Below are 26,760 nucleotides of genomic sequence, written 5' to 3'. Positions count from 1 at the left end.
TACGGGCTTCGCGACTACAGCGGGATGTTGCCGTGCTTCTTGGGCGGCAGCACTTCCCGCTTGCCGCGCAGCGCCCGCAGGCCCCGCACGATGTGGCGGCGGGTCTCGCTGGGGGCGATGACCGCGTCGACGTAGCCGCGCTCGGCGGCGAGGTACGGGTTGAGCAGGGTGTCCTCGTACTCGGCGACCAGCTCGGCGCGCCGCGCGTCGACGTCCTCGCCGGCCTTCGCGGCCTCCTGGAGCTCGCGCCGGTAGACGATGTTGGCCGCGCCCTGGGCGCCCATGACGGCGATCTGGGCGGTCGGCCAGGCCAGGTTGAGGTCGGCGCCGAGGTGCTTGGAGCCCATCACGTCGTAGGCGCCGCCGAAGGCCTTGCGGGTGATGACGGTGATCAGCGGGACGGTGGCCTCGGCGTAGGCGTAGATCAGCTTGGCGCCGCGGCGGATGATGCCGTCCCACTCCTGCTCGGTGCCGGGCAGGAAGCCGGGCACGTCGACGAAGGTGAGGACCGGGATGTTGAAGGAGTCGCAGGTCCGGATGAACCGGGCGGCCTTCTCGCTGGCGTTGATGTCCAGGCAGCCGGCCAGGTCCATCGGCTGGTTGCCGACCACGCCGACCGGGTGGCCCTCGACCCGGCCGAAGCCGGTGATGACGTTGCCGGCGTAGAGGGCCTGGGTCTCCAGGAACTCGCCGTCGTCCAGGACGTGCTCGATGACCTTGTGCATGTCGTACGGCTGGTTGGCCGAGTCGGGCACCAGGGTGTCGAGCTCCAGGTCCTCGTCGGTGATCGAGAGGTCGGCCTGCTCGGGGAAGGACGGCGGGTCGGAGAGGTTGTTGGAGGGCAGGTAGGAGAGCAGGTTCTTGACGTACTCGACCGCCTCCTTCTCGTCCGCCGCGAGGTGGTGCGCGTTGCCCGACTTGGTGTTGTGGGTGCGGGCGCCGCCCAGCTCCTCCATGCCGACGTCCTCGCCGGTGACGGTCTTGATCACGTCGGGGCCGGTGATGAACATGTGCGAGGTCTGGTCGGCCATCACCACGAAGTCGGTGATCGCGGGGGAGTAGACCGCGCCGCCGGCGCAGGGGCCCATGATCAGCGAGATCTGCGGGATCACGCCGGAGGCGTGCACGTTGCGGCGGAAGATCTCGCCGTACAGGCCGAGCGAGACCACGCCCTCCTGGATCCGGGCGCCGCCGGAGTCGTTGATGCCGATGACCGGGCAGCCGGTCTTCAGGGCGAAGTCCATCACCTTGACGATCTTCTCGCCGAAGACCTCGCCCAGCGAGCCGCCGAAGACGGTGAAGTCCTGGGCGAAGACCGCGACCTGACGGCCGTCCACGGTGCCGTAGCCGGTCACCACGCCGTCACCGTAGGGGCGGTTCCTCTCCTGCCCGAAGTTGGTGGAGCGGTGCCGGGCGAACTCGTCGAACTCCACGAACGAGTCCTCGTCCAGCAGCTCCTGCACCCGCTCACGGGCCGTCAGCTTGCCCTTGGCGTGCTGCTTCTCGACCGCCGCGGCCGAACCGGAGTGCACGGCCTCGTCGATCCTGCGGCGCAGGTCGGCCAGCTTTCCGGCGGTGGTGTGCGGGTCGTACGGCGCCTCGGTCATCCGGTCGGCTCTCCCTGATCCTCGGCCGCTCCCGGTGCGTCGCGCACGAGGGCAGGGGCGGCACAGCGAACTACCGCTGGGTAGCGTAGCCAGCCCGGGGCCCTTCCGGTTATGGCCAGCAACACAGTGTCATTCGGCGTGTTTCTGCGGGACGATGTGGCGGCTTACGACCATTCCCGGGGGAAACCACACATGCGTCTGACCAGTGCGGTCACCGTCCTGACCGCCGCCGTCCTGCTGACCGCCGTCGGCTGCACCTCCGACCCGGCGCCGGCCGCCGGACCGAGCGCCGGGCCGAACGCCGCCGAGCTGGTCACCAAGGCCGCCGACGCACTGCGCTCGGGCCGCTCGGCGACCGTGGACTTCGAGGCCAAGAAGGGCAACACCTCCTACACCGGCACGCTCTCCGTGGACGCCGACGGCAACTGCACCGGGCGGTTCGAGAAGACCGGCCGGCCGCTCGGCATCGGCACGGTGGAGGTGGTCCGCACCCCGCAGGGCGGCTGGTACCGGGCCGACAGGTCGGTCTACGAGACCAGCTCGCTGGAGCGGGTCTGGGAGCGGCACGGCGACAAGTACGTCACCGGCGACGGGGCCGAGGGGCTCTTCGACGGCGGGGGCCTGTGCCGCTCGATCGGGTACTTCTTCAACCCGGAGGCGGACCTGCTGAACACCGAGGGGGCGGTCCTGCTCGGGCCGCGCACCGTCGGCGGGCAGGAGGGCGTCGCGGTCTCCCTCCCCGGCAAGGTGGCCTCCAGCGAGGGGACGGTGGAGGTGGTGGTCGGCAAGGGGGAGAAGCCGGTCCTGCTGCAGCGCACCGCCTCGGCGGACGCCGTCGGGAACACCTTCACCTTCCGCGACCACGGCCGCCCGGTGACGCCCGCGGTGCCGCCGGCCGAGCGGACCGTCGACGAGCACACCCTGCTGGTCGACGCCGGGATCTTCAAGCAGGGCTGACGCCCCGTCGGATCGGTACGCTGACCCGGTGACCGAGAGCGCCGACGAGACCCCCCGCGAGCACCCCCGCCCCCGCCGCAGTGGACTGCGTGGCTTCGGCCATGACGGCCCGTCACCCTGGACCGACCTGGAGCGGCCGCCGCTGGACCAGGCCGGGCTCCGGCGGGACCTGCTGGTCCCCGGCGCGCTCTGGACCGCGCTGGACGTGGTGGCGGAGACCGGCTCCACCAACACCGACCTGGCCGCCCGGGCCAAGGAGGGCGCGCCGGAGGGCGCGGTCCTGGTGGCCGAGGAGCAGACCGCCGGGCGCGGCCGGCTGGAGCGCCAGTGGTCCGCCCCGGCCCGCTCCGGCCTCTTCCTCTCGCTGCTGCTGAGGCCGAAGGACGTGCCGGTGGACCGGTACGGCTGGCTGCCGATCCTGGTCGGGGTGGCGGCGGCCGGGGCGCTCAACCGGATCGCCGGGGTGGAGACCGGGCTGAAGTGGCCCAACGACCTCCAGGCCGTGGTCGGCGGCGAGGAGCGCAAGCTCGGCGGCATCCTCACCGAACTGGCCGACGGCGCGGTGGTGGTTGGCCTCGGCCTCAACGTCTCGCTCCGGGAGGACGAGCTGCCCGTCCCGACCGCGACCTCGCTGGCCCTGGCGGGTGCCGAGGTGACCGACCGGGAGACCCTGCTGCGCGCCCTGCTGCGCGCGTTCGCCGAGCTCTACGGCGAGTGGGTGCACACCGCCGGCGACCCGCACGCCAGTGGCCTGCTGCCCGCGTACGCCGCCCGCTGCACCACCCTCGGCCGCCAGGTGAAGGTCCAACTCCCGGGCGACCGCGAGCTGTTGGGCGAGGCCGTGGCGGTGGACGGGGACGGCCGGCTGGTGGTCCGCACCCCCGACGGCAGCCGCCACCCGGTGGCGGCCGGGGACGTCGTGCACGTCCGTCCGCAGCAGTCCTGACGAACCCCCAGGTCACCGCCCCGGGGCCGTCCGACGGGTGGACGGGGGAGCGTCCGCCCAGTGGTCGGCTTCGGGCGGATGCCCCGGATCGGGAAATTCCGTGCGACGATTCCCCCTGGCAGCGGTGTGAGGCGCACCACTACCCGCGTGGTGGTCGGTCGCCCCTGGACAGGCAGGACATGAGGCAAGTGCGGCACCCGCACGGGGACGGACCGGTGGTAGACGCAGACGGCGGCCAGGCCGGCGACGACGGGCAGACGGTCGCGCTGGACCTGGAGCGGCTGATCCTCGACGCACCGCGCAGGTACACGCCGTACCAGGCCGCCCGTGCCGCCGACGTGCCGATGGAGCTGGCCACCCGCTTCTGGCGGGCGATGGGCTTCCCCGACATCGGGCAGTCCCGGGCGCTCACCGACGGGGACGTGATCGCCCTGCGGCGCCTGGCCGGCCTGGTCGAGTCCGGACTGCTCAGCGAGTCGATGGCGATCCAGGTGGCCCGCTCCACCGGCCAGACCACCGCCAGGCTGGCCGGCTGGCAGATGGACACCTTCCTGGAGAACCTCACCCAGGCCGTCGAGCCGGGCCTCACCCGGGCCGAGGTCGCCTACCCACTGGTCGAACTGCTGCTGCCCGAACTGGAGCAGTTCCTGGTCTACGTGTGGCGCCGTCAGCTCGCCGCCGTCACCGGCCGCGTGGTGCAGGCCGCCGAGGACACCGAGATCACCAGCGGCCGGCTGGCCGTCGGCTTCGCCGACCTGGTCGGCTTCACCCGGCTCTCCCGGCGGCTGGAGGAGGAGGAGCTCGGCGAACTGGTCGAGAGCTTCGAGAACACCTGCTCCGACCTGATCGCCGGTCACGGCGGCCGGGTGGTCAAGACCCTGGGCGACGAGATCCTCTTCGTCTCCGAGGACCCGGCCACCGCCGCCGAGATCGCCCTCTCGCTGATCGAGACGCTGGCCGACGCCGAGAACATCCCCGCCCTGCGGGTCGGCATGGCCTTCGGCACCGTCACCTCCCGGATGGGCGACGTCTTCGGCACCACCGTCAACCTCGCCAGCCGCCTCACCTCCATCGCCCCCAAGGACGCCGTCCTCCTCGACGGCGAGTTCGCCACCGCCCTGGAGAACTCCGGCGCCGCCGCCCCCTCCCCCCTGGAGGAGGAGCCCGTCACCGGCCCCCACCGCTTCCACCTCCAGCCCATGTGGCGCCGCCCCGTCCGAGGCCTCGGCCTGGTCGAACCCTGGCTCCTCACCCGCCTCGGACGGCTCCCGCAGCTCGGTTAGCCCGGCTGCGCCCCTGCGGGGCGCAGCCACCACAATTCCCTCACGACAAATCGGACGAAGTCGCCACGCGTCGCCATAACCTGGGTGCAGAACGGGCAGATCCACCACCACCAGGACGAGGCGAGCCGGTGAGCGAGGCGACCATGACCGAGTGCGTCCATGCACCGTCGGACCTGCGGCTGCGCGCGGTGGTCGAACTCGCCCAGGACATGGCCGGGGCGCTGACCCCGCTGGAAGCGGTCCGGGCGGCGGCCGTCCGCGCCACCACCGCCCTCGGCGCCACCATGGCGGCGGTCTCGGTCTGGGACCGCGAGTCCGGCCGGCTCCGGGTGCTGGTGAACCACGGTGACCTGGCCCCGGGGGAGGAGGAACTGCCCGAGGACGAGTCGTACCCCGTGGCGGACTTCCCGGAGATCGTCACGTACCTGGAGGAGCACTGGACCACCGGGCGCCTTCCCCGCGCCTGGGTCCAGACGGCTTCGAGCGACGAGCCGCACGCCCCGCACGCCCACCCCGGTGCCGGTGCGTTCTGCCAGCAGCGCGCCGCGGGCCTGCGCCGCCGCGGCCGCGAGTGCTGCCTGGTGGCCCCGATCGTGCTGCACGGCCAGGCCTGGGGCGAGCTGTACCTGGCCCGGACCGCCGGCCTCGCGGTCTTCGCCGACTCGGACGCCGAGTACGCCACCCTGCTGGCGGCCCAGATCTCGGCCGGCCTGGCGCAGACCGAGCGGCTCGCCGACCTGCGCCGCCTCGCCTTCACCGACCCGCTCACCGGCCTGGCCAACCGCCGTGCGGTGGACGCCCGGCTGGAGGCGGCGCTGGAGGAGCACAACCGCAGCGGTTCGGTGGTCTCCCTGGTGGTCTGCGACGTCAACGGGCTGAAGAGCGTCAACGACCGCCTGGGTCACGAGGTCGGCGACCGCCTGCTGGAGCGCTTCGCCCACCAGCTCTCGCTGGCCGCCGCCAAGCTGCCGGGGGCGCTGGCGGCCCGGCTCGGCGGGGACGAGTTCTGCCTGCTGGCGGAGGGTCAGAAGGCGGACGAGGTGGTCGCGGTGGCCGAGGAGCTGTCCGCCCGGGCGCTGCAGCTGGCCGATGGCGAGGGGGTGGCCTGCGGGGTGGCCTCCACCGGGGACTCGATCGGGCCGGTGACCACCCCGGACCGGCTGTTCCGGCTGGCCGACGCGGCCCAGTACCGGGCCAAGGCGGCCCGGGCGGCCCACCCGGTGGTGGCCGGCCGCAGCCACGGCCCCGGCTTCTCGCCCGACCCGACGGTGCTGCTGGCCGACGCGGCCGACCCGCACCACCGGGCCGACGGGCGCCGCGGCGGCGGCCGGATCGGCGCCGCGGACCGCCGCCGCTTCCGCGGCGCCGCGCACAGCGCCGACCCGGGGCAGCTGCTCAACGTGGTGCTCGGCGCCCTGGACCGCACCGGCGCGGGCCGGGCCAGCCACCCCGCCGACACCATCAGCCGGCTCGCGGTGGTGGCCGAGAACTCCTCCCGGCTGCTGGACGCGGTCGGCTGGTGGATCTCGTACGTGCCGCCCGGCTCGCAGTTCATGCGCACCGCCCGGCACGCCGTCTACCGGATGACCAGCGGTCCGACCAGCTCCGGCGCGGAGACCCAGCGGGCCCGGATCGAGGCCCCCGACGCCGTCTTCGACCTCGGCCACTACCCGCTGACCCGGCGGGCGGTGCGCGGCGGCGGCTTCGCGCTGCGCGCCGGGGCGGCCGGGAACGACCCGGCCGAGGAGGCGATGATGATGGTCAGCGGCTACCGGGCGATGGTGGTGGCGGGCGGTCAGAACGCCGCCGGGGGCTGGCTGGTGGAGCTGTTCGCGGACGACGCGACCCTGCCGTTCGGCCAGATCGCCCCCGCCCTGCGCTCACTGGTCGCGGTGGCGCTCTCCGGCCCGGCCTCCCCGCCGCCGTAGGGCCCGTGTCCCGGCTCTGTCACGCGCCCGTCCGCTCCCCTGTCGCCCGCACCCGTCCCCGTGCCACAGTGGGGGCGACGTCCGCCGTCGGGGCCGGGCGGGAACGGGGTAACGGGGGACATGCACAGACGTATCGCCGCCACCATGCTCACGGTGGTGCTCGCCCTCGGCGGGCTCTCCACCACCACCGCCAGCGCGGTCTCCGCCGCGCCGCGCACCGCGATCACCCTGACGGCCGTTCAGGGCACCGCGCCCGGCGAGGCCGTGGTGACCCTGGGCGGCCCGGCGGTCCGGACCGAGGCGGTCCGGGAGCTGGCCAAGAGCAAGTCGGCCAAGAGCAAGTCCAAGAAGAAGAAGGGGAAGGGCGTCTCCTTCTTCGCGATCCTGCTGATCCTGCTCCTGGCGGGCCTGCTGGTCGCGGTGGTCGTCTGGGCCCTGCTGCGGCGGCGCGGCAACCGGCACTGACCGTCCGTCAGGGGCGCAGCGCCCGGACCACCTGCTCGACCAGGCCGTCGGCGTACGCCTGGTCGAGCGGACCGAGGCGGTGCAGCCAGCGGTAGTACATCGGGCCGTAGAGCAGCTCGACGGCCAGGTCCAGGTCGGCGTCCTCGGCCACCTGCCCGGCCGCGCGGGCGCTGCGCAGCCGCTCCCGGGTGACCTCCAGCAGCGGGCCGAGCAGCCGCTCGCGGTACTCGCCCAGCAGCGTGCGGTCGGTCAGCACCTCGGCGGTGAGGGCCCGTCCTGCCTGGTCGTAGAACGGGGTGGACATCTCCTCGGCGGTGCCGCGCACCACCACCCGCAGGTCGGCCGCCAGGTCCCCGGTGTCCGGGAGGGACAGGCTGCCGGCCTCGTCCTCGTTGGTGGCCAGCAGGGCGTCGAAGACCACCGCGCCCTTGGACGGCCACCAGCGGTAGATGGTCTGCTTGCCGACCCCGGCGCGGGCGGCGATCGCCTCGATGGTCAGCTTGGCGTAGCCGAGCTCGGTGGTCAGCTCGGCGGCGGCGGTGAGGATGGCCTGCCGGGAGCGCTCGCTGCGGCGGGACGGGTCCGGGGTCCGGGGTGTCATGCGGTGATGTTATCAGCTCAACGGTACGGAACGTCTCGTCTTGACGGATCGTCAGGGTGCGTTGCATGCTGGGGCTCGTTCGAGACGAACCGTCTCGTCTAGCTCATGCCGAGGAGTGCAGATGACCCGCCCCGCCCACATCGCCATGGTCTCCATCCCGGCCCACGGCCACGTGAACCCCAGCCTGGAGGTGATCCGCGAGCTGGTCTCCCGGGGCCACCGGGTCAGCTACGCCAACGACCCCGCCTTCGCCGAGCTGATCGAGGGCACCGGCGCCAGCCTCGTCCCGTACCGCACCACCCTCCCGCTCACCGCCGACTCCGGCGCGGAGGACGGCTGGCCGAGCGATCCGGTCAAGGTGCAGGAGTACTTCCTGCGGGACGCCCAGGCGATGCTGCCGGTCCTCCGCGAGGCCTTCGACCGGGACCGGCCCGACCTCTTCCTCTACGACATCGCCGGCTGCCCGGCCCGGGTGCTGGCCGAGAACTGGGACCTCCCGGTCCTCCAGCTCTCGCCGACCTTCGTCGCCTGGGAGGGCTTCGAGCAGGACGTCCCGGAGATGTTCGAGGCGATCCGCCGGGACGGCGGCGCCTACACCGCCGCCTTCACCGCCTGGCTCGCCGAGAACGGCATCACCGGCACCGACCCGCTCGACTTCATGGGCCGGCCAACCCGCTCGCTCGTCCTCATCCCGCGCGCCCTCCAGCCCAACGCCGACCGGGTCGACCCCGAGCGCTACACCTTCGTCGGCCCCGCCTTCGGCGACCGCTCCCACCAAGGGAGTTGGACCCGCCCCGCCGGGGCGGAGAAGGTCCTGCTGGTCTCCCTCGGCTCCGCCTACACCGACCGGCCCGACTTCTACCGCGCCTGCCTGAGCGCCTTCGGCGGCCTCCCCGGCTGGCACGTCGTCCTCCAGGTCGGCGAGCACGTCGACCCCGCCGCCCTCGGCCCCCTCCCCGCCAACGTCGAGGTCCACCCCTGGGTCCCCCAACTCGCCGTCCTGGAGCAGGCCGACGCCTTCGTCACCCACGGCGGCATGGGCGGCACCACCGAGGGCCTCCACTGCGGCGTCCCGATGATCGCCGTCCCGCAGGGCGCCGACCAGTACGCCAACGCCGACCGCCTCACCGAACTCGGCGTCGGCCACCGCATCGACCCCGAGGACGTCACCCCCGAACTCCTGCGCACCACCCTGCTCACCCTCGCCGCCGACCCCGAGGTGGCGGCCCGCCTCGCCGCCATCCGCCGCGAACTCCGCACCACCGGCGGCGCCGCGTACACCGCCGACCTCATCGAGGCGGCGATCTGAGGCGGCGAGGCGGGGCCGCGAGCCGGGGTGGTGAGCTGAGCCGACGTCAGTCCAGGAACAGCCCGCGGGCGGCGGCGGACTGCTCGATGGCCTCCAGGCGGGCCTCGGCGCCGGGGATGTCGTCGCACATGGTCTGGAGCAGGACGCGGCCGAGCATCATCGGGGCGCAGGCGGTGTCGAAGACCAGGCCGGTCCCGACGGCGGCGGGGAGCATCAGGTCGGAGAGCTTGGCGACCGGGGCGAAGGCGCTGTCGGCGACGGTGAGCACGGTCAGGCCGCAGTCGCGGGCGACCACCAGGGCGTCCATCAGTTCGCGCGGATAGCGGGGGAGGGCGAAGCAGAGCAGGGCGCTGGCCCCGGCCGCGGCCGCCTGCTCCAGGCGGTCGGCGAGCATCGAGCCGCCCTCGTCGAGGAGGCGGACGTCCGGGTGCACCTTGGCCGCGAAGTACGCGAAGCCCCGGGCCTGCGCGGAGGCCGCCCGCAGGCCGAGCACCGGCAGCGGGCGGGAGGCGGCCAGCAGCCGGGCGGCCCGGACGATCGGCTCCGGGTCGGCCAGCAGCTCGGCCAGGTGGCGCAGGTGCTCGATCTCGGCGAGCACCGCCTGCTGGTGCTCGTTGCGCACCACGTCGGCCGGCGACTCGGGCGTGGCCGCCTCGCCCGCGCCGAGCTCGCGCAGCTGTTTGCGCAGCGCCGGGTACCCGTCGAAGCCGAGCGCCACCGCGAAGCGGGTGACGGAGGGCTGGCTCACCCCGGCCAGTTCGGCCACCTCGACGCTGGAGAGGAACGGGGCCTCGGCGGCGTGCCGCACCAGGGAGTGGGCGATCCGCCGCTGAGTGGGCGTCAGCCGGTGGCCCTCGAAGAGCTGGAGCAGCCTGGCGGAGGGGCCGACGGAACCGTTGTCGTCGGTGCTGGTCATCGGCGCTTCCTCCGGGGTGGATCGGCGGCGTTCCGGACGACAGTGACTGTGCAGCAGTGCCGAACGCCGGGCAACGAAGTATCGAACAGTGGGATCGGGCCCCCGACTCCGGGGTGTCCCTGATTTACCCCTGACCCGCCCCCGAAACCGGTCCCGGGCGGTGGACCGGGCCGCGCGGAGGGGAGGACGCTGGTGCCCATGAACTCTCGGCAGGACGAACTCAAGCGTGACCTCGACGCCGCCGTGCAGACCCGCAAGGAGCTCGGCAAGGAGTACGAGACGGAGATCGTCGACTCCTTCCTGGCCCGGATCGACGCCCGGCTGGACGCCCGGCTGGACTCCCGGGCCGAGCAGCGCGACGGGCGTCGCCGCAGCGGGGGCGGTGGCGGCCCGAAGCTGCCGATCGTCTCGCTCGCCCTGGGCATCCCGCTCTCCGGCGTGGCCGCCGGGACCTCCGGCATCTGGGGCCTGATCGTCTGCTGGGCCGGCATCGTCGGCGTCAACATGGCCAACGCCCTGAGCAGCAGGCCCCCGCGCCACGACTGGTGAGCGGCTGACCCGAGGGTGCGAGGGACGTACGTGGTCACACCAGGGGCGCGGGGAACTGCGCGCAGGGGAACGGCAGCACCTGCAACTGGCTGACGCTGAGTCAGTTGCAGGTGGGCCGCCTTCCGATTCGCGCAGTTCCCCGCGCCCCCGAGGCATAGCCACTTTCGCCCGGAAGGCTAGGCCAGCGGCCCGGTGACCGACTCGACGGCCTTGAGCAGCTCGCCGGAGGCGACCAGCGTCGCCGCCGCCTCCAGGTCCGGCGACAGGAAGCGGTCGCGGCCGGCCCCGCCGACCCCCGCCGCCCGCGCGGCGGCGACGGCGGCGGCCGTGGCCGGCGCCAGCGGCCCGCTGCCGTTGTCGGTGCGGATCTCCAACGCCCGGGCGGAGGCGGTCAGTTCGACGGCCAGGATGCGGGCCAGGTTGTCCACCGACTGGCGGAGCTTGCGCGCGGCGGACCAGCCCATCGAGACGTGGTCCTCCTGCATCGCGGAGGAGGGGATGGAGTCCACCGAGGCCGGGACGGCGAGCCGCTTGTTCTCGCTGACCAGGGCGGCCTGGGTGTACTGGGCGATCATCAGGCCGGAGTCCACGCCCGGGTCGTCGGCCAGGAAGGCCGGCAGGCCGTGCGAGCGGGCCTTGTCGAGGAGCCGGTCGGTGCGGCGCTCGGAGATGGAGCCGAGGTCGGCCGCGGCGATCGCCAGGAAGTCGAGCACGTACGCGACCGGGGCGCCGTGGAAGTTTCCGTTGGACTCGACCCGGCCGTCGGGCAGCACCACCGGGTTGTCGACCGAGGCGGCCAGCTCGCGGGAGGCGACCAGCTGGGCGTGGGCCAGGGTGTCGCGGCCGGCGCCGGCCACCTGCGGGGCGCAGCGGATGGAGTAGGCGTCCTGGACCCGCGGGGCGTCGTCCTGGTGGTGGCCCGTCAGACCCGAACCGGCCAGCACGGCAAGCATGTTGGCGGCGGAGAGGGCCTGGCCGGGGTGCGGGCGGATCGGGCCGTGCAGCTCGGGGGCCAGCACCTTGTCGGTACCGAGCAGCGCCTCCAGCGACATGGCGGCGGTGATGTCGGCGGTGGTGAACAGGCGGCCCAGGTCGGCCAGCGCCATCACCAGCATGCCGAGCATGCCGTCGGTGCCGTTGATGAGGGCCAGGCCCTCCTTCTCCAGCAGCTCGACCGGCTCGATGCCGGCCTCGGCGAGCAGCTCGCCGGCCGGCCGCTCGACGCCCTCGGCGTCGTACGCGGTGCCCTCGCCCATCAGGGCGAGCGCGCAGTGCGAGAGCGGCGCGAGGTCACCCGAGCAGCCGAGCGAGCCGAACTCCCGGACCACGGGGGTGATGCCGGCGTTCAGCATGGCGGCCATGTTCTGCGCGACCAGCGGGCGCACGCCGGTGCGGCCGGAGGCCAGGGTCTTCATCCGCAGGAAGACCAGCGCGCGGACCACCTCGCGCTCCACCACGGGGCCCATGCCCGCGGCGTGCGAGCGCACCAGCGACCGCTGCAGCTGTGCCCGCAGCTCCGGGCTGATGTGCCGCACCGCGAGCGCGCCGAAACCGGTGGACACCCCGTAGACCGGCCGCGGTTCGGCGGCCAGCGCCTCGATCCGCTTCCGCGCGGTCGCCATCTCCTCCAGCGCGTCCGGTCCGATCTCGACCCGCGCGTTCCCGCGCGCGACGGCGATGACGTCCTCGGCGCTGACGTCGGCCTTGCCGACCACGATCACCGGAGCAGCGGGGTCCACAGCAGTGTGCATATCCATATGCACTATGACATCAGCTGAATGAAGATATGACAACCAAGTCGTGCGCTGTCTTCGGCGGGCCGTACGCTGACGGTGTGACCACCGTGCCCGAGAGCCGCCGGACGCAGCTGGCGGCGGAGAACGCCTTCCGCACCCTGATGGAGGATCAGCTGCACATCGTGCAGAGGATCGACGGCGGCAACGACTTCGGCGAGGACTTCATCGTCCGCTTCTCGGAGCGGAACCGCCGGACGCCCGACAGCATCGCGGTCCAGATCAAGGGCGGCACCTCCTTCCGCCGGGCAGAGGGCTACGCGGTCAGGGTCGAGAAGCACGGGGACGACTGGCGCGAGACCAACATCCCGGTGGTCTGCGTGGTCCACGACCCCGGCACGGGCAAACTCCACTGGGCCAACGCCACCGAACAGCTGCGCTCGGACCCGGCCGTGAGGACCATCCGGATACCCGCCGGCGCCGTCCTCGACGAGAGCACGGTCGGCACGGTGGTCCGGCAGCTCCGCCAGTACCTGCGCAACTCCCGCGGCCTGCACGCCTTCCTCTCCGGGCTCTCGGGGGCGGACCTCCGTCCGGGTGACTACCTCTCGTACTTCGTCAACGACTGCGAGGAGGAGATGATCTTCCAGCAGCGTCCCGGCGAGCCGTACGGCGTCCTGCTCCACCGTGACCTGGAATGGGAGCCCCGGCCGGTCGATCCCGGGCGGGAGGCCCGGCTGCGCGAACGGGTGCTGGCCGCCCTCCCGGCCGGGGTGGACGAGGCCGCCGCGCTGGAGCTCCTCGCGGCCCTGGGCGGCGGGCCGACCGACGTGATCATGCATCAGGCCGAACGGGACTGGCTCTCGGCCTGCATCTCGGCCAGCCAGTGGCTGCGCGAGCTGCCACGGAAGGAGAACTGATGGCACGGGCGACGGTGCGGCGGCGGGTGGTGCGGCTGCGCGGGGCGGAGCGCTCCGAGCGGGCGGACGTGCTGGCGGGGGAGGAGCCGCTGGAGATCCGGGTCGGCGGCGAGGCGCTGACGGTGACGATGCGCACCCCCGGGCAGGACTTCGACCTGGTGGCCGGGTTCCTGGTGGGGGAGGGGATGCTGCACGAGGCGGAGCAGCTGGCCGCGCTGCGGTACTGCGCCGGGACGGATGCCGACGGGCTGAACACCTACAACGTGGTGGACGCGACCGTCCGGGGCGGCGCGCTGCCCGCCCTGACGGCGCACCGGAACCTGCTCACCACCAGCGCCTGCGGCCTCTGCGGCCGCGACACGGTGGACGCCGTCCGCACCCACGTCCGCTGGCCGCTCGCCGCGGACCCGCTGCGGGTGGCGCCGGAGGTGCTGTACGGGCTGCCGGGGAAGCTGCGCGCGGCGCAGAAGGCCTTCGACTCCACCGGCGGGCTGCACGCGGCGGGGCTGTTCACGGCGGACGGCGAGCTGCTCTGTGCCCGGGAGGACGTCGGGCGGCACAACGCTGTGGACAAGGTGGTGGGCTGGGCGCTGCGGGAGGGGCTGCTGCCGCTGACGGGGCACCTGCTGATGGTCAGCGGGCGGGCCTCCTTCGAACTCACCCAGAAGGCGGCGCTGGCCGGGATCCCGCTGCTGGCCGCCGTCTCCGCGCCCTCGTCGCTGGCGGTGGACCTGGCCGAGGAGCTGGGGCTGACCCTGGTCGGCTTCCTGCGCGGCGAGGGCGCCAACGTCTACACCGGTCCGGCCCGGGTCTGCTGAACAACGGCTCGGTCACACCTGGTTGCTGACGTCCCACCAGCGGGCATCCCGTCACCAAGGCCCCACGCCGGGGCCGGACGGGGGTGCTGCTCAGCCATGCGCGTCATCCACGAGATGAAACTGGTCGGCCGGCTCGCCTCGGGCGCCGACGAGTGGTCCTGCCCCACCTGCGGCCGCCGGATCGCCCTCCGCCGGCCGCCCGACCCCGACCTCACCGTCCTCGAACCGGGCGACGAGTCCGCCGTCCACGTCGGCGTCATCGAACCGGGCGCCGCCGCCACCACCGCCGAGAAGTACGGCCTGGGCCCCGTCCAGGAGATCCCCCGCCCCAAGCGCCAGCAGCCCGACCGGCCCGCCCAGACCCCCGACGAGGCCGACCGCGCCTGGCTGGCCGCCCTCGGCATCGCCTGGGGCGACGACGGCGAGGCGGCCTGAGCTCAGAACCGGGGCTGCCGCCTGCCACTCAAGGTGTCGTCCCGATGGCGCAGTACGGCCGGTACCCGGTCGAAGCCCTTGATGCCGTCGGCCGCCCCAGGGCTGAGGTACCCGAGCACTCGGTAGAGCTTGGCATGGTCGTCCGCCAGCGCGCGGTGGTGGATCGGCTCGTGGTGCATGATCCGGTTGCGGAAGAGCAGGAGCGACGTCAGTGCGTCGTGGAGGTCGTGCCGACGGCCCGAGAAGTGCGGGAAGGCTCGGTGCAGGGCCGGGACCCAGAGGTGCCGGTCGTACGCCCGGCTCAGCAGGGAGACCCAGAAGCCGAAGGAGAGCTCGGCCACCACGGAGTCGGGCCCGGGGGTGGGACGGCCTCTCCTGGTCAGCTTCTGCTCCGCCTCGGTGATCTTCTGCGTGCTCTGGGGATTGAGCGGAGCGCGCCGCCACCAGTGCGGGCCGGAGTACTTGGCGGTGAGTTCACGGTGCACGGAGTTCCGGAGCGTGGTCTCCAGGCAGTTGAGCGGACCGACGAAGGCGGCGGATACCTCGATGTTCCACACGTAGAGGGCGGCAGCCCGAGTGGGCGAACCGCCTGCCAGCAGGTACGGCGCCAGCCGTGCCTCCGAGTAAGCCTCGAGCATCCAAGCCGGCCACTCGTCCATGTATCCCCCGTGCTCTGTGCCGCTCTTGCGGGACTGCCCTGCGCTGGTACATTGATTGCGTATGCCCCGGGTCCGCCTCTGCTCTGCAAGCCACCCGGGGCACGGCCTTTTCTCAGCCGTTTGCCTGGTGGCGGATCGTCTGGAGCATCCGGCCGGTGTTGTCGCTGAGGAACCAGAACGACCAGCCGTTGCGGGCAGTACTGACGGTTGGGTTGTAGTGGTGGACCACGGCGCTGGCGGCTCCCGTCGGGCTCTTGAAGGACTTGTTCTCGAGCGGGCCGGACACGATGTCGACCCGATGGGTTGCCGGGTCGAAGAGGGCGTTGGTGCGATGGCCGTCGTAGTTCGCGTGCACCGCTACCCGGTTGTCGTCGGTCTTGCTGTCGGGTGAGGCCGGCAGGAGGCTGGCCTGCTCCACGAGGCGGGCGATCACCTGACCAGGAGTCACTCCCGCGATCCGCGCGGCGAACTCCAGTGCGCGGGCAGTCTGGACGTCGATCTCTATCTGAGGCACGGTCGGCTCCTTCGTGTGATGCGCACGCTGCGCAACAGAAGTTACAGCACTGTCTTTGCTGTAAGCAAGCGGATGGAGTGCGCGACGGGGCCTGTTCGAGGCGGTAGTGATTGGATATATTCAGTCGAACAGAGACTGAATGAATCCATCCGCAAGGAGGCCGGGAGCATGGTGCAGCAGCAGGCGGGGAGTGGTCCGCGCGAGGTGCGCGCGGCGCGCGGGACCAACCTGACGACGCAGGGGTGGCAGCAGGAGGCCGCCCTGCGGATGCTGATGAACAACCTGGACCCGGAGGTGGCGGAGCACCCCTCCAAGCTGGTGGTCTACGGCGGCACCGGCAAGGCGGCCCGCGACTGGCGCTCCTTCGACGCGATGGTGCGCACGCTGGAGAACCTCAAGCAGGACGAGACCATGCTGGTCCAGTCCGGCCGCCCGGTCGGCGTGATGCAGACGCACGAGTGGGCGCCGCGGGTGCTGATCGCCAACTCCAACCTGGTGGGCGACTGGGCGAACTGGGAGGAGTTCCGCCGGCTGGAGAGCCTCGGGCTCACCATGTACGGCCAGATGACCGCCGGTTCGTGGATCTACATCGGGACCCAGGGCATCCTGCAGGGTACGTACGAGACCTTCGGGGCCGTCGCGGCCAAGCGGTTCAACAACACGCTGGAGGGGACGATCACCCTCACCGCCGGTCTCGGCGGCATGGGCGGCGCCCAGCCGCTCGCCGTCACCATGAACGGCGGCGTGGCGATCTGCATCGACTGCGACCCGTCCCGGATCGCCCGCCGGATCGAGCACCGCTACCTGGACGTCGAGGCGAAGAACCTCGACCACGCGCTCCAGCTGGCCACCGAGGCCCGCGACAAGCGGCAGCCGCTCTCCATCGGCGTGCTGGGCAACGCGGCGGAGATGTTCCCGCAGCTGCTGGCGATGGACGCGCCGATCGACATCGTCACCGACCAGACCAGCGCCCACGACCCGCTGAGCTACCTGCCGATCGGCGTGGCCTTCGAGGACATGGCGAGCTACGCGGCCGAGAAGCCGGCCGAGTTCACCCAGCGCTCGCGGGAGTCGATGGCCCGTCACGTGGAGGCGATGGTCGGCTTCCAGGACCGCGGCGCCGAGGTCTTCGACTACGGCAACTCGATCCGCGGCGAGGCCCAGCTGGCGGGCTACGACCGGGCGTTCGCGTTCCCGGGCTTCGTCCCGGCGTACATCCGGCCGCTGTTCTGCGAGGGCAAGGGCCCGTTCCGCTGGGCGGCGCTGTCCGGTGACGCGCAGGACATCTACAAGACCGACAAGGCCGTGCTCGACCTCTTCCCGGAGAACGAGTCGCTGCACCGCTGGATCAAGATGGCCCAGGAGAAGGTGCACTTCCAGGGCCTCCCGGCGCGCATCTGCTGGCTGGGCTACGGCGAGCGCGACAAGGCCGGCGAGCGCTTCAACGACATGGTGGCCTCCGGCGAGCTGAGCGCCCCGATCGTGATCGGCCGCGACCACCTGGACTGCGGTTCGGTGGCCTCCCCGTACCGCGAGACCGAGGCCATGCTGGACGGCTCGGACGCGATCGCCGACTGGCCGCTGCTGAACGCCATGGTGAACGTCGCCTCCGGCGCCTCCTGGGTCTCCATCCACCACGGCGGCGGCGTCGGCATCGGCCGTTCGATCCACGCCGGCCAGGTCACGGTGGCCGACGGCACCGCGCTGGCGGGCGAGAAGATCCGCCGGGTGCTCACCAACGACCCGGGCATGGGCGTCATCCGCCACGTGGACGCGGGCTACGACCGCGCCTCCGAGGTGGCGGCCGAGCGCGGCGTTCGCGTGCCGATGGCCGAGCTGTGAGCGACTCCTTCCTGGAGATGTGGGCGGAGCTGCTCCCCGTGGGCCGCTCCGCCTCCTCCGGCGGCTACCGCCGCTTCGCCTGGAACTCCGCCGACGCCGAGTGCCGTTCGTGGTTCGAGCAGCAGGCCCGCTCCCGCGGCCTGCATTACGAGCTGGACCGCAACGGCAACCAGTGGGCCTGGCTGGGCGACCCGCAGGGCGAGGGTGCGGTGGTCACCGGCTCGCACCTGGACTCCGTCCCGGACGGCGGCGCCTACGACGGCCCGCTCGGGGTGGTCTCCTCCTTCGCCGCGCTGGACGAACTCCGTTCCCGCAAGGCCGAGTTCAGCAAGCCGCTGGCGATCGTCAACTTCGGTGACGAGGAGGGCGCCCGGTTCGGCGTGGCCTGCATCGGCTCCCGCCTCACCGCCGGGGTGCTCGGCCGCGAGCAGGCGTACGAGCTGCGCGACGCCGACGGCGTCCGGCTGCCCGACGCGATGGAGAAGGCCGGCTACGACCCGGCGCTGATCGGCGCGGACCACGACCGGCTGGGCCGGATCGGGGCCTTCGTCGAGCTGCACGTCGAGCAGGGCCGGTACCTGACGGAGGACCGGCCGGTCGGGGTGGCCAGCGCGATCTGGCCGCACGGCCGCTGGCGCTTCGACTTCCACGGCGAGGCCAACCACGCCGGGACCACCCGGATCGAGGACCGCCGCGACCCGATGCTGACCTTCGCCGACACCGTGCTGACGGCACGTCAGAAGGCGGAGCTGGCCGGGGCGCTGGCCACCTTCGGCAAGGTTGCGGTGGAGCCCAACGGCACCAACGCCATCGCCTCGCTGATCCGCGGCTGGCTGGACTCCCGGGCCGCCGACGAGGAGACCCTGACCGCCCTGGTCGAGGAGATCCGGGCGGCCGCGTACACGCGCGGCGGGCTGGACGGCGTCCGGGTCGAGCTGACCCGGGAGTCGTACACGCCGGTGGTGGACTTCGACGGGCCGCTCCGCGACCGGCTGGCCAAGCGACTGGGCGGCGTCCCGGTGCTGCCGACCGGCGCGGGACACGACGCCGGGATCCTGGCGTCCGAGATCCCGACCGCCATGCTGTTCGTGCGGAACCCGAGCGGCGTCTCGCACTCCCCGGCCGAGCACGCCGAGGAGGCGGACTGCCTGACCGGCGTGGCCGCGCTCGCCGACGTACTGGAGGACCTGGCGTGTCAGTGACCGAGGCGCAGACCTACTGGGCCGAGTACGCCTGGCTGCCGCACGACGGCGGCCCCGCCGTGGAGCGGGACGTGCTGGTCACGGTGGCCGACGGCCGGTTCACCGCCGTCACCCCGGACAGCGGGCCCTGCCCGCCCGGGGCGGTCCGGCTCGACGGGCTGCTGCTGCCGGGCCAGGCCAACGCCCACTCGCACGCCTTCCACCGCGCGCTGCGCGGCAGCGTGCAGGTCGGCTCGGGCACCTTCTGGACCTGGCGGGACACCATGTACCGGTTCGCCGGCGCACTGGACCCGGACAGCTACCTGGAGCTGGCCACCGCCGTCTACGCCGAGATGGCGCTGGCCGGGATCAGCGCGGTGGGCGAGTTCCACTACCTGCACCACGCCCCCGGCGGCGCCCGGTACGACGACCCGAACGCGATGGGCCACGCCCTGATCGAGGCCGCGGCCCGGGCCGGCATCCGGATCACCCTGCTGGACACCTGCTACCTCTCCTCGGGCTTCGGCGCCGAGCCGACCGCACCGCAGCTGCGGTTCAGCGACGGCGACGCCGAGGCCTGGGCGGAGCGGGTGGACGCGCTCAAGCCGACCGCGCACGCCCGGATCGGCGCCGCGGTGCACTCCGTCCGGGCCGTCCCGGCCGGGCAGTTGGGCACCGTGGCGCAGTGGGGCGAGCGGGAGCGGGCGCCGCTGCACGTCCACCTCTCCGAGCAGACCGCCGAGAACGAGGCCTGCCTGGCCGCGCACGGCGTCACCCCGACCAGGCTGCTGGCCGACCACGGGGTGCTCGGCCCGCGCACCTCGGCCGTGCACGCCACCCACCTGACGGAGGAGGACATCCGGCTGCTCTCGGACTCCTCCACGAACATCTGCATGTGCCCGACCACCGAGCGGGACCTGGCCGACGGCATCGGCCCCGCCCGGCAGTTGGCGAGCGCGGGTTGCCCGGTCACCCTGGGCAGCGACAGCCACGCGGTGATCGACCCGTGGGAGGAGGCCCGGGCGCTGGAGCTGGACGAGCGCCTGCGCACCCGCACCCGCGGCCACTGGACCGCCAACGCGCTGCTGCGCGCCGGCGGCGAGGACGGCCACGCCTCGCTCGGCTGGCCGGAGGCCGGCCGGATCGAGGCCGGGGCGCTCGCGGACTTCACCGTGGTCGCGCTGGACTCGGTCCGCACCGCCGGGCCGCCGCCCGAGCTGGGCGCGGAGACGGCGGTCTTCGCCGCCTCCGCCGCCGACGTCCGCCACCTGGTGGTCGGCGGCCGGCACGTGGTCAGGGACGGGCGGCACCAGCTCGTCCCGGACGTCCCCCGTGCGCTGAGCACGACAATCGCCACCTTGCGGCGATAAACTGACCGGCGCGTGCCCGAGAGGGGCTGATCCTCTCGGGCACGCGCCTTTCGGCGTTCACCCCAACTCCCCGAAAGGCCCCGCGACTTGAGCACCCTGATCGGCAACGTCGGCTCGCTCGTCACCAACGACCCGTCCCACGGCAGCGGCCCGCTCGGCCTGCTCACCGACGCCGCCGTGCTGATCGAGGACGGCCGGATCGCCTGGGTCGGCCCGGCTGACGGGGCCCCCGCCGCCGACGAGCGCGTCGACGCCCAGGGCCGGGCGCTGCTGCCCGGCTTCGTGGACTCGCACGCCCACCTGGTCTTCGCCGGGGACCGCACCGCCGAGTTCAACGCCCGGATGAGCGGCCAGTCCTACACCGCCGGCGGCATCCGCACCACGGTGGCCGCCACCCGGGCCGCCACCGACGCGGAGCTGGAGGCCAACCTCACCCGCTTCGTCACCGAGGCGCTGCGCCAGGGCACCACCACCATCGAGTGCAAGTCCGGCTACGGCCTGACGGTGGAGGACGAGGCCCGCGCGCTGCGGATCGCGGCCAAGCACACCACCGAGACCACCTACCTCGGCGCGCACGTGGTGGCGCCGGAGTTCAAGGAGGACCCGGCCGCGTACGTGGCGCTGGTGACCGGCGAGATGCTGGACGCCTGTGCCCCGCACGCCCGCTGGGTGGACGTCTTCTGCGAGCAGGGCGCCTTCGACGGCGACCAGGCCCGGGAGATCCTGACCGCCGGCATGGCCCGCGGCCTGACCCCCCGGGTGCACGCCAACCAGCTGCACCACGGCCCCGGCGTGCAGCTCGCGGTGGAGCTCGGCGCGGCCTCGGCCGACCACTGCACCCACCTGACCGACGCCGACGTGGACGCCCTGGCGAGCGGTGACACGGTGGCCACCCTGCTCCCCGGCGCGGAGTTCTCCACCCGCGCCCCCTATCCGGACGCGCGCCGCCTGCTCGACGCGGGCGCCACCGTCGCGCTCTCGACGGACTGCAACCCGGGCTCCAGCTTCACCAGTTCGATGGCCTTCTGCATCGCCGTCGCCGTCCGCGAGATGGGCATGACGCCGGATCAGGCCGTCTGGGCCGCCACCGCGGGCGGCGCCCGGGCGCTGCGCCGCACCGACGTCGGCCTGATCGCCCCGGGCGCCCGGGCCGACCTGCTGCTGCTGGACGCCCCCTCGCACGTCCACCTGGCCTACCGTCCGGGCGTGCCGCTCACCGCGGCGGTCTGGCGGGACGGTGTCCGCGCGGTCTGACGCGGGTACACGGATGCACGAGACCCCCGGAGGCGCGCGGCCTTCCGGGGGTCTCCCGTGTGCGGGGGTCCGTCAGCGGATGTCGCCCATCAGCCGGTTGACCTTCCTGCGGTACATCATCAGCGCCGCGCCGGCCAGCACCGCCAGCAGGCCCTGCGAGGCGAAGTACCAGGTGGAGCCGGTGGCGTCGCCGACCATCAGCTGCACCACGGCGGCGGTGCAGTCGCCGGCTGTGACGGCGAGGAACCAGATGCCCATCATCTGGCTGGCGTACTTGGCGGGCGCCAGCTTGGTGGTGACGGAGAGTCCGACCGGGGAGAGGGTGAGCTCGCCGACGGTCTGGATCAGGTAGACGGTGGCCAGCCAGAGCGGGGTGACCTTGGCGCCGCCGGTGGCGGCGGCCATCGCCAGCATCATCACCAGGAAGGAGCCGCCGACCATCAGCAGGCCGAAGGCGAACTTCGCGGTGGTGGAGGGGTTGCGGCGGCGGCGGTCCAGCGAGACCCAGAGCCAGGCGAAGACCGGGGCCAGCGCCATGATGTAGAGCGGGTTCAGCGACTGGAACCAGCTGGACGGGAAGTCCCAGCCCAGGACGCTCAGCGAGGTGTTGTTCTCGGCGAACAGGTTCAGCGTGGAGCCGGACTGGTCGTAGATCATCCAGAAGATCGCGGCCGCCACGAAGAACCAGACGTAGCCGCTCATCTTGGACTTCTCGTCCGAGGTGAGGTCCTTGTCCCGGCGGATGCGGGAGAAGTAGAGCACCGGGACGGCGATGCCGGCGATCGACAGCGGCCAGGTGACCCAGTTGACGGTCAGGTGCCCGGTGGCCGCGACCACGGCGTAGAAGGCGACGGCCAGGGCGGCCCAGAAGCCGGCCTTGCGCAGCACCGCGCGCTTCTCGGCGGCGGGCATCGGGGAGGCCACCACGCTGCTCTTGTCGCTCAGGTGACGGCTGCCCAGCAGGTACTGGAGCAGGCCCAGCGCCATGCCCACGCCGGCCAGCGCGAAGCCCAGGTGCCAGTCGACCTTCTGGCCGACGGTGCCGATCACCAGCGGGGCGACGAAGGCACCGAGGTTGATGCCCATGTAGAAGATGGTGAAGCCGCCGTCCCGGCGCGGGTCGTTGGGCCCGTCGTAGAGGTGGCCGACCATGGTGGAGATGTTGGCCTTGAGCAGGCCGGAGCCGATCGCGATCAGGCCGAGCCCGGCGAAGAAGACCGCCTTGGACGGCAGCGCGAGCGCGAAGTGGCCGGCCATGATGATCGCCCCGCCGAGCGCGACGGTCTTGCGGGCACCCAGGAAGCGGTCGGCGATCCAGCCGCCGGGCAGCGCGAGCAGGTAGACCATGGCGTTGTAGACGCTGTAGACCGCGCCCGCCACGGCCGCCTTCATGCCGAGGCCGCCCTCGGTGACGCTCGCGCCCATGTAGAGGACGAGCAGGGCGCGCATCCCGTAGAAGCTGAACCGCTCCCACATCTCCGTCATGAAGAGGGTGGCGAGTCCGCGGGGATGCCCGAAGAAGGTCTTGCCGCTGCCGGTGGGGGTCGGCGCGATGCCGGCGGCCAGAGTGCTTGACGCCATGAGTGGGGTTCCTTGCTGACGTGCGATGGACCAGGCCACTGTACGTGGCGGTTTCTCCCACTATCAGACGAGAAGCCGTGGGATGAACCCAATGTCCGAATAAAGAAGGGATGGCGAATCCATGCTAACAACGGAAAACTTCAACTGAATCCAAGGTGAACCAGCGCATCCTTCGTCGAAACGGTGGGTTGGCGGTTCGGTTCCGATGATCACCCTCTGTGAACTACTTCACAGCCCCCATCAGGTCACGAATCCGCCCGGCGGCCAGCCAGACCGCCATCCCGCAGAGCGCCGCCAGCGCCCCCTGCAGGTAGAAGTAGGCGTCCGCGCTCACCACCTGCTGGAGCCGGATGGTCCACCCCGCCACCGCGTCCCCGGTCGCGGTGGCCAGGAACCAGAGCCCGAGCAGCTGGCTGACGTACTTGGCCGGGGCCAGCTTGGTGGTCAGCGAGAGCCCGACCGGCGAGAGCGTCAGTTCGGCCACCGTCTGCACGAAGTAGACCCCGACCAGCCAGAACGGCGAGACCTTCTGCCCGCCCGAGGCGGCCAGCTCGGCCAGGCCCATCAGGCCGAAGGAGGCGCCGATCAGCAGCAGGCCCAGGGCGAACTTCACCGGCGCGCTCGGGTTCCGGTCACGGAGCGTCAGCCACTGCCAGAGCCAGGCGAAGACCGGGGCCAGCAGGATGATGAAGAGCGGGTTCACCGACTGGAACCAGCTGGACGGGAAGTGGAAGCCGAGGACCGAGAGGTCGGTGTCGTCGGTGGCGAACTGGGTCAGCGTGGAGCCGGACTGGTCGTAGATCATCCAGAACACCGCGGCCGCGATGAAGAACCACATGAAGGCCGACATCCGGCTGCGCTCCAGCGCCGACAGCTCCCGGTCCCGCCGCAGCCGGGTGAAGTACCAGGCGGGCAGCCCGACCCCGACGATCCCCAGGATGTCGACGACCTGCCCGATCGAGAACCACCCGGCCCCCGCGTCCACCGCGAAGAACACCGCCGCGGCCCCCGCCCAGAGCGCCGACAGCCGCAGCACCCGCCGCCGGGCGGCCGGCTCGGCCGGCCGTCCGGGCACCGCCCCGGCGTGGCCGAGGTGGCGGCGCCCCCAGACGTACTGCACCAGGCCGAGCGCCATGCCCACCCCGGCCAGCGAGAAGCCCAGGTGCCAGCTGACGTTCTGTCCGACCGTGCCGACCACCAGCGGGGCGAAGAACGAGCCGATGTTGATCGCCATGTAGAAGACGGTGAAGCCGCCGTCCCGGCGCGGGTCGTCCGGGTGGTAGAGCTGCCCGACGATGGCCGAGACGTTCGGCTTCAGCAGGCCGGTGCCCAGCGCGATCAGCAGCAGCCCGCACCAGAAGGTCGCGGTGAACGGCACCGCCAGCGAGAAGTGCCCGCCCATGATCACCAGGCCGCCGACCAGCACCGCCCGCCGGGCGCCCCACAGCCGGTCGGCGATCCAGCCGCCCGGGATGGCCAGCATGTAGACCAGCGAGTTGTAGACGCTGTAGACCGAGGCGGCCGTCACGGAGTCCAGGCCGATCCCGCCCTGGTCGGCGGGCAGCGCCAGGAAGAGTACCAGCAGCGAGCGCATTCCGTAGAAGCTGAACCGCTCCCACAGCTCGGTCATGAAGAGCGTGGCCAGCCCGCGCGGGTGCCCGAAGAACGCGTGCTCGTCCTCTGGCGGCGCCCCCGAGGCCGGGGCCGGCTCCGGTACGTCGCGCAGCTCGGTCCCGCCGGCCATCCGCATCCTCCCGAGAACAGTCCCCGACCCCGCCACGGTAGGAGCCGACGGGCCGTCAGGCGCGATGGCCGGGCCGGGGTTGGTCCGACCGGGCGCGGCGGCCCGGGCCGGGGCCCTGATCTCCGCGCCCGGCTCGGACTACCATCTGCGTCATGACCTGTGTGCTGCTGGCCGAGGACGACCCGGCGATCTCCGAACCGCTGGCCCGAGCGTTGCGGCGGGAGGGCTACGAGGTCCTGGTCCGCGAGGAGGGCCCCGGCGCCCTGGCGGCCGGGCTCACCGAGGACGTCGACCTGATCGTGCTGGACCTCGGCCTGCCCGAGATGGACGGCCTGGAGGTGGCCCGCCGGCTGCGCGCCGAGGGCCGCACCTGCCCGGTGCTGGTGCTCACCGCCCGCGCCGACGAGGTGGACACCGTGGTCGGCCTGGACGCCGGCGCCGACGACTACGTCACCAAGCCGTTCCGGCTGGCCGAGCTGCTGGCCCGGGTCCGGGCCCTGCTCCGCCGCGGCAACGTGGACCAGCTGACCACCGGCGCGCACGGCGTGAAGATCGACGTCGAGTCGCACCGCGCCTGGCTGGGCGAGGAGGAACTCACCCTCTCCGCCAAGGAGTTCGAGCTGCTCCGGGTGCTGGTCCGGGACGCCGGGCGGGTGGTCACCCGGGAGGAGATCATGCGCCAGGTCTGGGACACCACCTGGTGGACCTCGACCAAGACCCTGGACATGCACATCTCCTGGCTGCGCAAGAAGCTCGGGGACGACGCGGCCAACCCCCGCTACATCTCCACCGTCCGCGGCGTCGGCTTCCGCTTCGAGAAGAACTGACCCCGCAAGAGAACCACCCCTCCGTTTTGAACTGATGTGGAGTCAGCCCGCGTGAAGCGCCGGATGATCAACTCCCTGCTCGGCGTGGTGCTGGTGATGGTGGTGGTGTTCTGCGTCCCGATCGCCCTGGTCGAGAAGCAGAACATCGTCAACGCCGCGGACGCCCGGGTGGACGCCCAGGCGGTCCGGGTGCTCGGCCTGGTGGAGAGTCGGCTGGCCGCCGGCGAGCCGATCACCGGGGAGAAGTTCACCTCGCAGCTCACCGAGGGCGGCCACGTCTCCATCTCCGTCCCCGGCCAGGAGACCTTCACCGCGGGCAGCGCCCCCGAGGGCCCGGTGATCAGCGCCACCGAGTACGGCGCCAACGGCGAGTCCGTCACCGTGGTGCAGTCCCGCGGCCCGGTGGACCACGAGATCGCCAACATGCTGCTGCTGCTCGGCGTGGTGGCCCTGCTCGCCGTCCAGGCGGCGGTGGCCCTCGCGGTCTGGCAGGCCAAGCGGCTGGCCCGCCCGCTCACCGACCTGGCCGAGACCGCCGAGCGGCTCGGCTCCGGCGACCCGCGCCCGCGCGACCGCCGCTACGGGGTGCCCGAACTGGACCGGGTGGCCGAGGTGCTGGACGCCAGCGCCGAGCGGATCGCCCGGATGCTCACCGCCGAACGCCGGCTCTCCGCCGACGCCTCGCACCAGCTGCGCACCCCGCTGACCGCCCTCTCCATGCGGCTGGAGGAGATCAACGCGCTGGCCGGCGAGCCGGAGACGGTCAAGGAGGAGTCCACCATCGCGCTCCAGCAGGTGGAGCGGCTCACCGACGTGGTGCAGCGGCTGCTCACCAACCAGCGCGACCCGCGCAGCCCCACCGCCGTGCTCTTCCGGCTGGACGACGTGATCACCCAGCAGTTGGCCGAGTGGAGCCCGGCGATGCGCGGCAGCGGCCGCACCCTGCGGGTCGAGGGCCTGCGGGACGTCGCGGTGCTCGGCACCCCGGGCATGGTGGCCCAGGTGCTGGCCACCCTGATCGAGAACTCCCTGATGCACGGCGCCGGCACCGTCACCCTCCGGGTCCGCCCCTCCGGCCGCTCGGTGGTCGCCGAGGTCCAGGACGAGGGCCCCGGCGTTCCCACCGAGCTCGGCAACCGGGTCTTCGAACGCTCCGTCAGCGGCCGCAACTCCACCGGCATCGGCCTGGCCGTCGCCCGCGACCTCGCCGAGGCGGACGGCGCCCGCCTGGAGCTGCTCTCCCTCCAGCCCCCGGTCTTCGCCCTGTTCCTGACGCGCAGTGAGGAACGGGCCGCCTGACGAGGAGTCAGACGGCCCGTTC

The 26,760-nt window shown here is 72.6% G+C and carries 23 protein-coding genes and 1 pseudogene; 16 read left to right on the top strand and 8 right to left on the bottom strand.

The genetic code is table 11. From position 1 onward, the window contains the following. Positions 1–14: 14 nt before the first annotated feature. Positions 15–1,607, bottom strand: a complete 1,593-nt coding sequence (locus ACIA8O_RS27440; protein WP_396296655.1) for an acyl-CoA carboxylase subunit beta — start codon at positions 1,605–1,607, stop codon at positions 15–17. Positions 1,608–1,799: 192 nt separating this feature from the next. Here ACIA8O_RS27440 and ACIA8O_RS27435 point away from each other — a divergent pair, with 192 nt between their 5' ends. From ACIA8O_RS27435 to ACIA8O_RS27415, 5 genes and pseudogenes are all read left to right on the top strand, one after another. Continuing rightward, positions 1,800–2,564, top strand: a complete 765-nt coding sequence (locus ACIA8O_RS27435; RefSeq protein WP_396296654.1) for a hypothetical protein — start codon at positions 1,800–1,802, stop codon at positions 2,562–2,564. An 85-nt stretch (positions 2,565–2,649) separates the two neighbouring features. Continuing rightward, entirely contained in the window at positions 2,650–3,510 is an 861-nt protein-coding gene (locus ACIA8O_RS27430; protein ID WP_396296912.1) for a biotin--[acetyl-CoA-carboxylase] ligase, read from the top strand. A gap of 179 nt (positions 3,511–3,689) precedes the next feature. Continuing rightward, a complete protein-coding gene (locus ACIA8O_RS27425; RefSeq protein ID WP_396296653.1) occupies positions 3,690–4,793 on the top strand; it encodes an adenylate/guanylate cyclase domain-containing protein in 1,104 nt (367 codons plus the stop codon). A 143-nt stretch (positions 4,794–4,936) separates the two neighbouring features. Then, positions 4,937–6,133: pseudogene (locus ACIA8O_RS27420) on the top strand (diguanylate cyclase domain-containing protein); the annotation flags it as partial. A gap of 708 nt (positions 6,134–6,841) precedes the next feature. Further along, a complete protein-coding gene (locus ACIA8O_RS27415) occupies positions 6,842–7,186 on the top strand; it encodes a hypothetical protein (protein ID WP_396296652.1) in 345 nt (114 codons plus the stop codon). Between the two features lie 7 nt (positions 7,187–7,193). Here the strand turns inward: ACIA8O_RS27415 and ACIA8O_RS27410 are convergent, their stop codons facing one another. Further along, positions 7,194–7,787, bottom strand: coding sequence for a TetR/AcrR family transcriptional regulator (locus ACIA8O_RS27410; protein ID WP_396296651.1), 594 nt, complete (start codon positions 7,785–7,787; stop codon positions 7,194–7,196). A gap of 121 nt (positions 7,788–7,908) precedes the next feature. On the opposite strand from ACIA8O_RS27410, the gene ACIA8O_RS27405 reads away from it, so the two are divergent. Continuing rightward, the gene (locus ACIA8O_RS27405; RefSeq protein ID WP_396296650.1) at positions 7,909–9,096 is read left to right on the top strand and encodes a macrolide family glycosyltransferase; all 1,188 of its coding nucleotides are present in this window, start codon (positions 7,909–7,911) and stop codon (positions 9,094–9,096) included. Between the two features lie 46 nt (positions 9,097–9,142). On the opposite strand, the gene ACIA8O_RS27400 is transcribed toward ACIA8O_RS27405, so the two are convergent. Further along, complete coding sequence (locus ACIA8O_RS27400; RefSeq protein ID WP_396296649.1) at positions 9,143–10,012, bottom strand: MurR/RpiR family transcriptional regulator; 870 nt, start codon at positions 10,010–10,012, stop codon at positions 9,143–9,145. A 198-nt stretch (positions 10,013–10,210) separates the two neighbouring features. On the opposite strand from ACIA8O_RS27400, the gene ACIA8O_RS27395 reads away from it, so the two are divergent. Continuing rightward, positions 10,211–10,561 carry a hypothetical protein gene (locus ACIA8O_RS27395; RefSeq protein ID WP_396296648.1) on the top strand — a complete coding sequence of 117 codons (351 nt, stop codon included), beginning with the start codon at positions 10,211–10,213 and terminating at the stop codon, positions 10,559–10,561. A gap of 176 nt (positions 10,562–10,737) precedes the next feature. Here the strand turns inward: ACIA8O_RS27395 and hutH are convergent, their stop codons facing one another. Next, positions 10,738–12,318, bottom strand: coding sequence for a histidine ammonia-lyase (gene hutH, locus ACIA8O_RS27390; protein ID WP_396296647.1), 1,581 nt, complete (start codon positions 12,316–12,318; stop codon positions 10,738–10,740). Positions 12,319–12,395: 77 nt separating this feature from the next. On the opposite strand from hutH, the gene ACIA8O_RS27385 reads away from it, so the two are divergent. The 3 genes from ACIA8O_RS27385 (at position 12,396) to ACIA8O_RS27375 (ending at position 14,467) form a co-directional block, all read left to right on the top strand. Further along, positions 12,396–13,214 carry a DUF4365 domain-containing protein gene (locus ACIA8O_RS27385; protein WP_396296646.1) on the top strand — a complete coding sequence of 273 codons (819 nt, stop codon included), beginning with the start codon at positions 12,396–12,398 and terminating at the stop codon, positions 13,212–13,214. After that, positions 13,214–14,032, top strand: a complete 819-nt coding sequence (gene fdhD, locus ACIA8O_RS27380) for a formate dehydrogenase accessory sulfurtransferase FdhD (RefSeq protein WP_396296645.1) — start codon at positions 13,214–13,216, stop codon at positions 14,030–14,032. Before ACIA8O_RS27385 ends, fdhD begins: the two co-directional genes overlap by 1 nt. A gap of 96 nt (positions 14,033–14,128) precedes the next feature. Next, the gene (locus ACIA8O_RS27375; protein ID WP_396296644.1) at positions 14,129–14,467 is read left to right on the top strand and encodes a hypothetical protein; all 339 of its coding nucleotides are present in this window, start codon (positions 14,129–14,131) and stop codon (positions 14,465–14,467) included. Positions 14,468–14,469: 2 nt separating this feature from the next. Here the strand turns inward: ACIA8O_RS27375 and ACIA8O_RS27370 are convergent, their stop codons facing one another. Together ACIA8O_RS27370 and ACIA8O_RS27365 are read right to left on the bottom strand one after the other, a co-directional pair. Continuing rightward, positions 14,470–15,105: a hypothetical protein gene (locus ACIA8O_RS27370; protein WP_396296643.1), complete on the bottom strand. Its 636-nt coding sequence runs from the start codon at positions 15,103–15,105 to the stop codon at positions 14,470–14,472. Positions 15,106–15,238: 133 nt separating this feature from the next. Beyond that, positions 15,239–15,640 carry a hypothetical protein gene (locus tag ACIA8O_RS27365; RefSeq protein ID WP_396296642.1) on the bottom strand — a complete coding sequence of 134 codons (402 nt, stop codon included), beginning with the start codon at positions 15,638–15,640 and terminating at the stop codon, positions 15,239–15,241. Positions 15,641–15,808: 168 nt separating this feature from the next. Between ACIA8O_RS27365 and hutU the strand changes: the two genes are divergently transcribed. The 4 genes from hutU (at position 15,809) to hutI (ending at position 21,287) form a co-directional block, all read left to right on the top strand. Further along, positions 15,809–17,482, top strand: a complete 1,674-nt coding sequence (hutU, locus tag ACIA8O_RS27360; protein ID WP_396296641.1) for a urocanate hydratase — start codon at positions 15,809–15,811, stop codon at positions 17,480–17,482. A 17-nt stretch (positions 17,483–17,499) separates the two neighbouring features. Further along, complete coding sequence (locus ACIA8O_RS27355; protein WP_396296911.1) at positions 17,500–18,684, top strand: allantoate amidohydrolase; 1,185 nt, start codon at positions 17,500–17,502, stop codon at positions 18,682–18,684. Beyond that, on the top strand, positions 18,675–20,033 hold the full coding sequence (locus ACIA8O_RS27350) for a formimidoylglutamate deiminase (RefSeq protein ID WP_396296640.1): 1,359 nt from the start codon (positions 18,675–18,677) through the stop codon (positions 20,031–20,033). Before ACIA8O_RS27355 ends, ACIA8O_RS27350 begins: the two co-directional genes overlap by 10 nt. A gap of 87 nt (positions 20,034–20,120) precedes the next feature. Beyond that, positions 20,121–21,287 carry an imidazolonepropionase gene (hutI, locus tag ACIA8O_RS27345; protein ID WP_396296639.1) on the top strand — a complete coding sequence of 389 codons (1,167 nt, stop codon included), beginning with the start codon at positions 20,121–20,123 and terminating at the stop codon, positions 21,285–21,287. Positions 21,288–21,359: 72 nt separating this feature from the next. On the opposite strand, the gene ACIA8O_RS27340 is transcribed toward hutI, so the two are convergent. Both ACIA8O_RS27340 and ACIA8O_RS27335 read right to left on the bottom strand, forming a co-directional pair. After that, positions 21,360–22,868, bottom strand: a complete 1,509-nt coding sequence (locus tag ACIA8O_RS27340; RefSeq protein ID WP_396296638.1) for a peptide MFS transporter — start codon at positions 22,866–22,868, stop codon at positions 21,360–21,362. A 223-nt stretch (positions 22,869–23,091) separates the two neighbouring features. Beyond that, entirely contained in the window at positions 23,092–24,612 is a 1,521-nt protein-coding gene (locus tag ACIA8O_RS27335; protein WP_396296637.1) for a peptide MFS transporter, read from the bottom strand. A 152-nt stretch (positions 24,613–24,764) separates the two neighbouring features. Between ACIA8O_RS27335 and ACIA8O_RS27330 the strand changes: the two genes are divergently transcribed. After that, a complete protein-coding gene (locus tag ACIA8O_RS27330) occupies positions 24,765–25,439 on the top strand; it encodes a response regulator transcription factor (protein WP_345289390.1) in 675 nt (224 codons plus the stop codon). Between the two features lie 51 nt (positions 25,440–25,490). Next, complete coding sequence (locus ACIA8O_RS27325) at positions 25,491–26,738, top strand: ATP-binding protein (RefSeq protein WP_396296636.1); 1,248 nt, start codon at positions 25,491–25,493, stop codon at positions 26,736–26,738. Positions 26,739–26,760 lie beyond the last annotated feature (22 nt).

The sequence above is a fragment of the Kitasatospora sp. NPDC051853 genome (genome assembly GCF_044452665.1).
Classification (GTDB): domain Bacteria; phylum Actinomycetota; class Actinomycetes; order Streptomycetales; family Streptomycetaceae; genus Kitasatospora.
The sequence above is the reverse complement of the archived record's forward strand: the minus strand, read 5'-3'. Positions and strand labels throughout refer to the sequence as shown.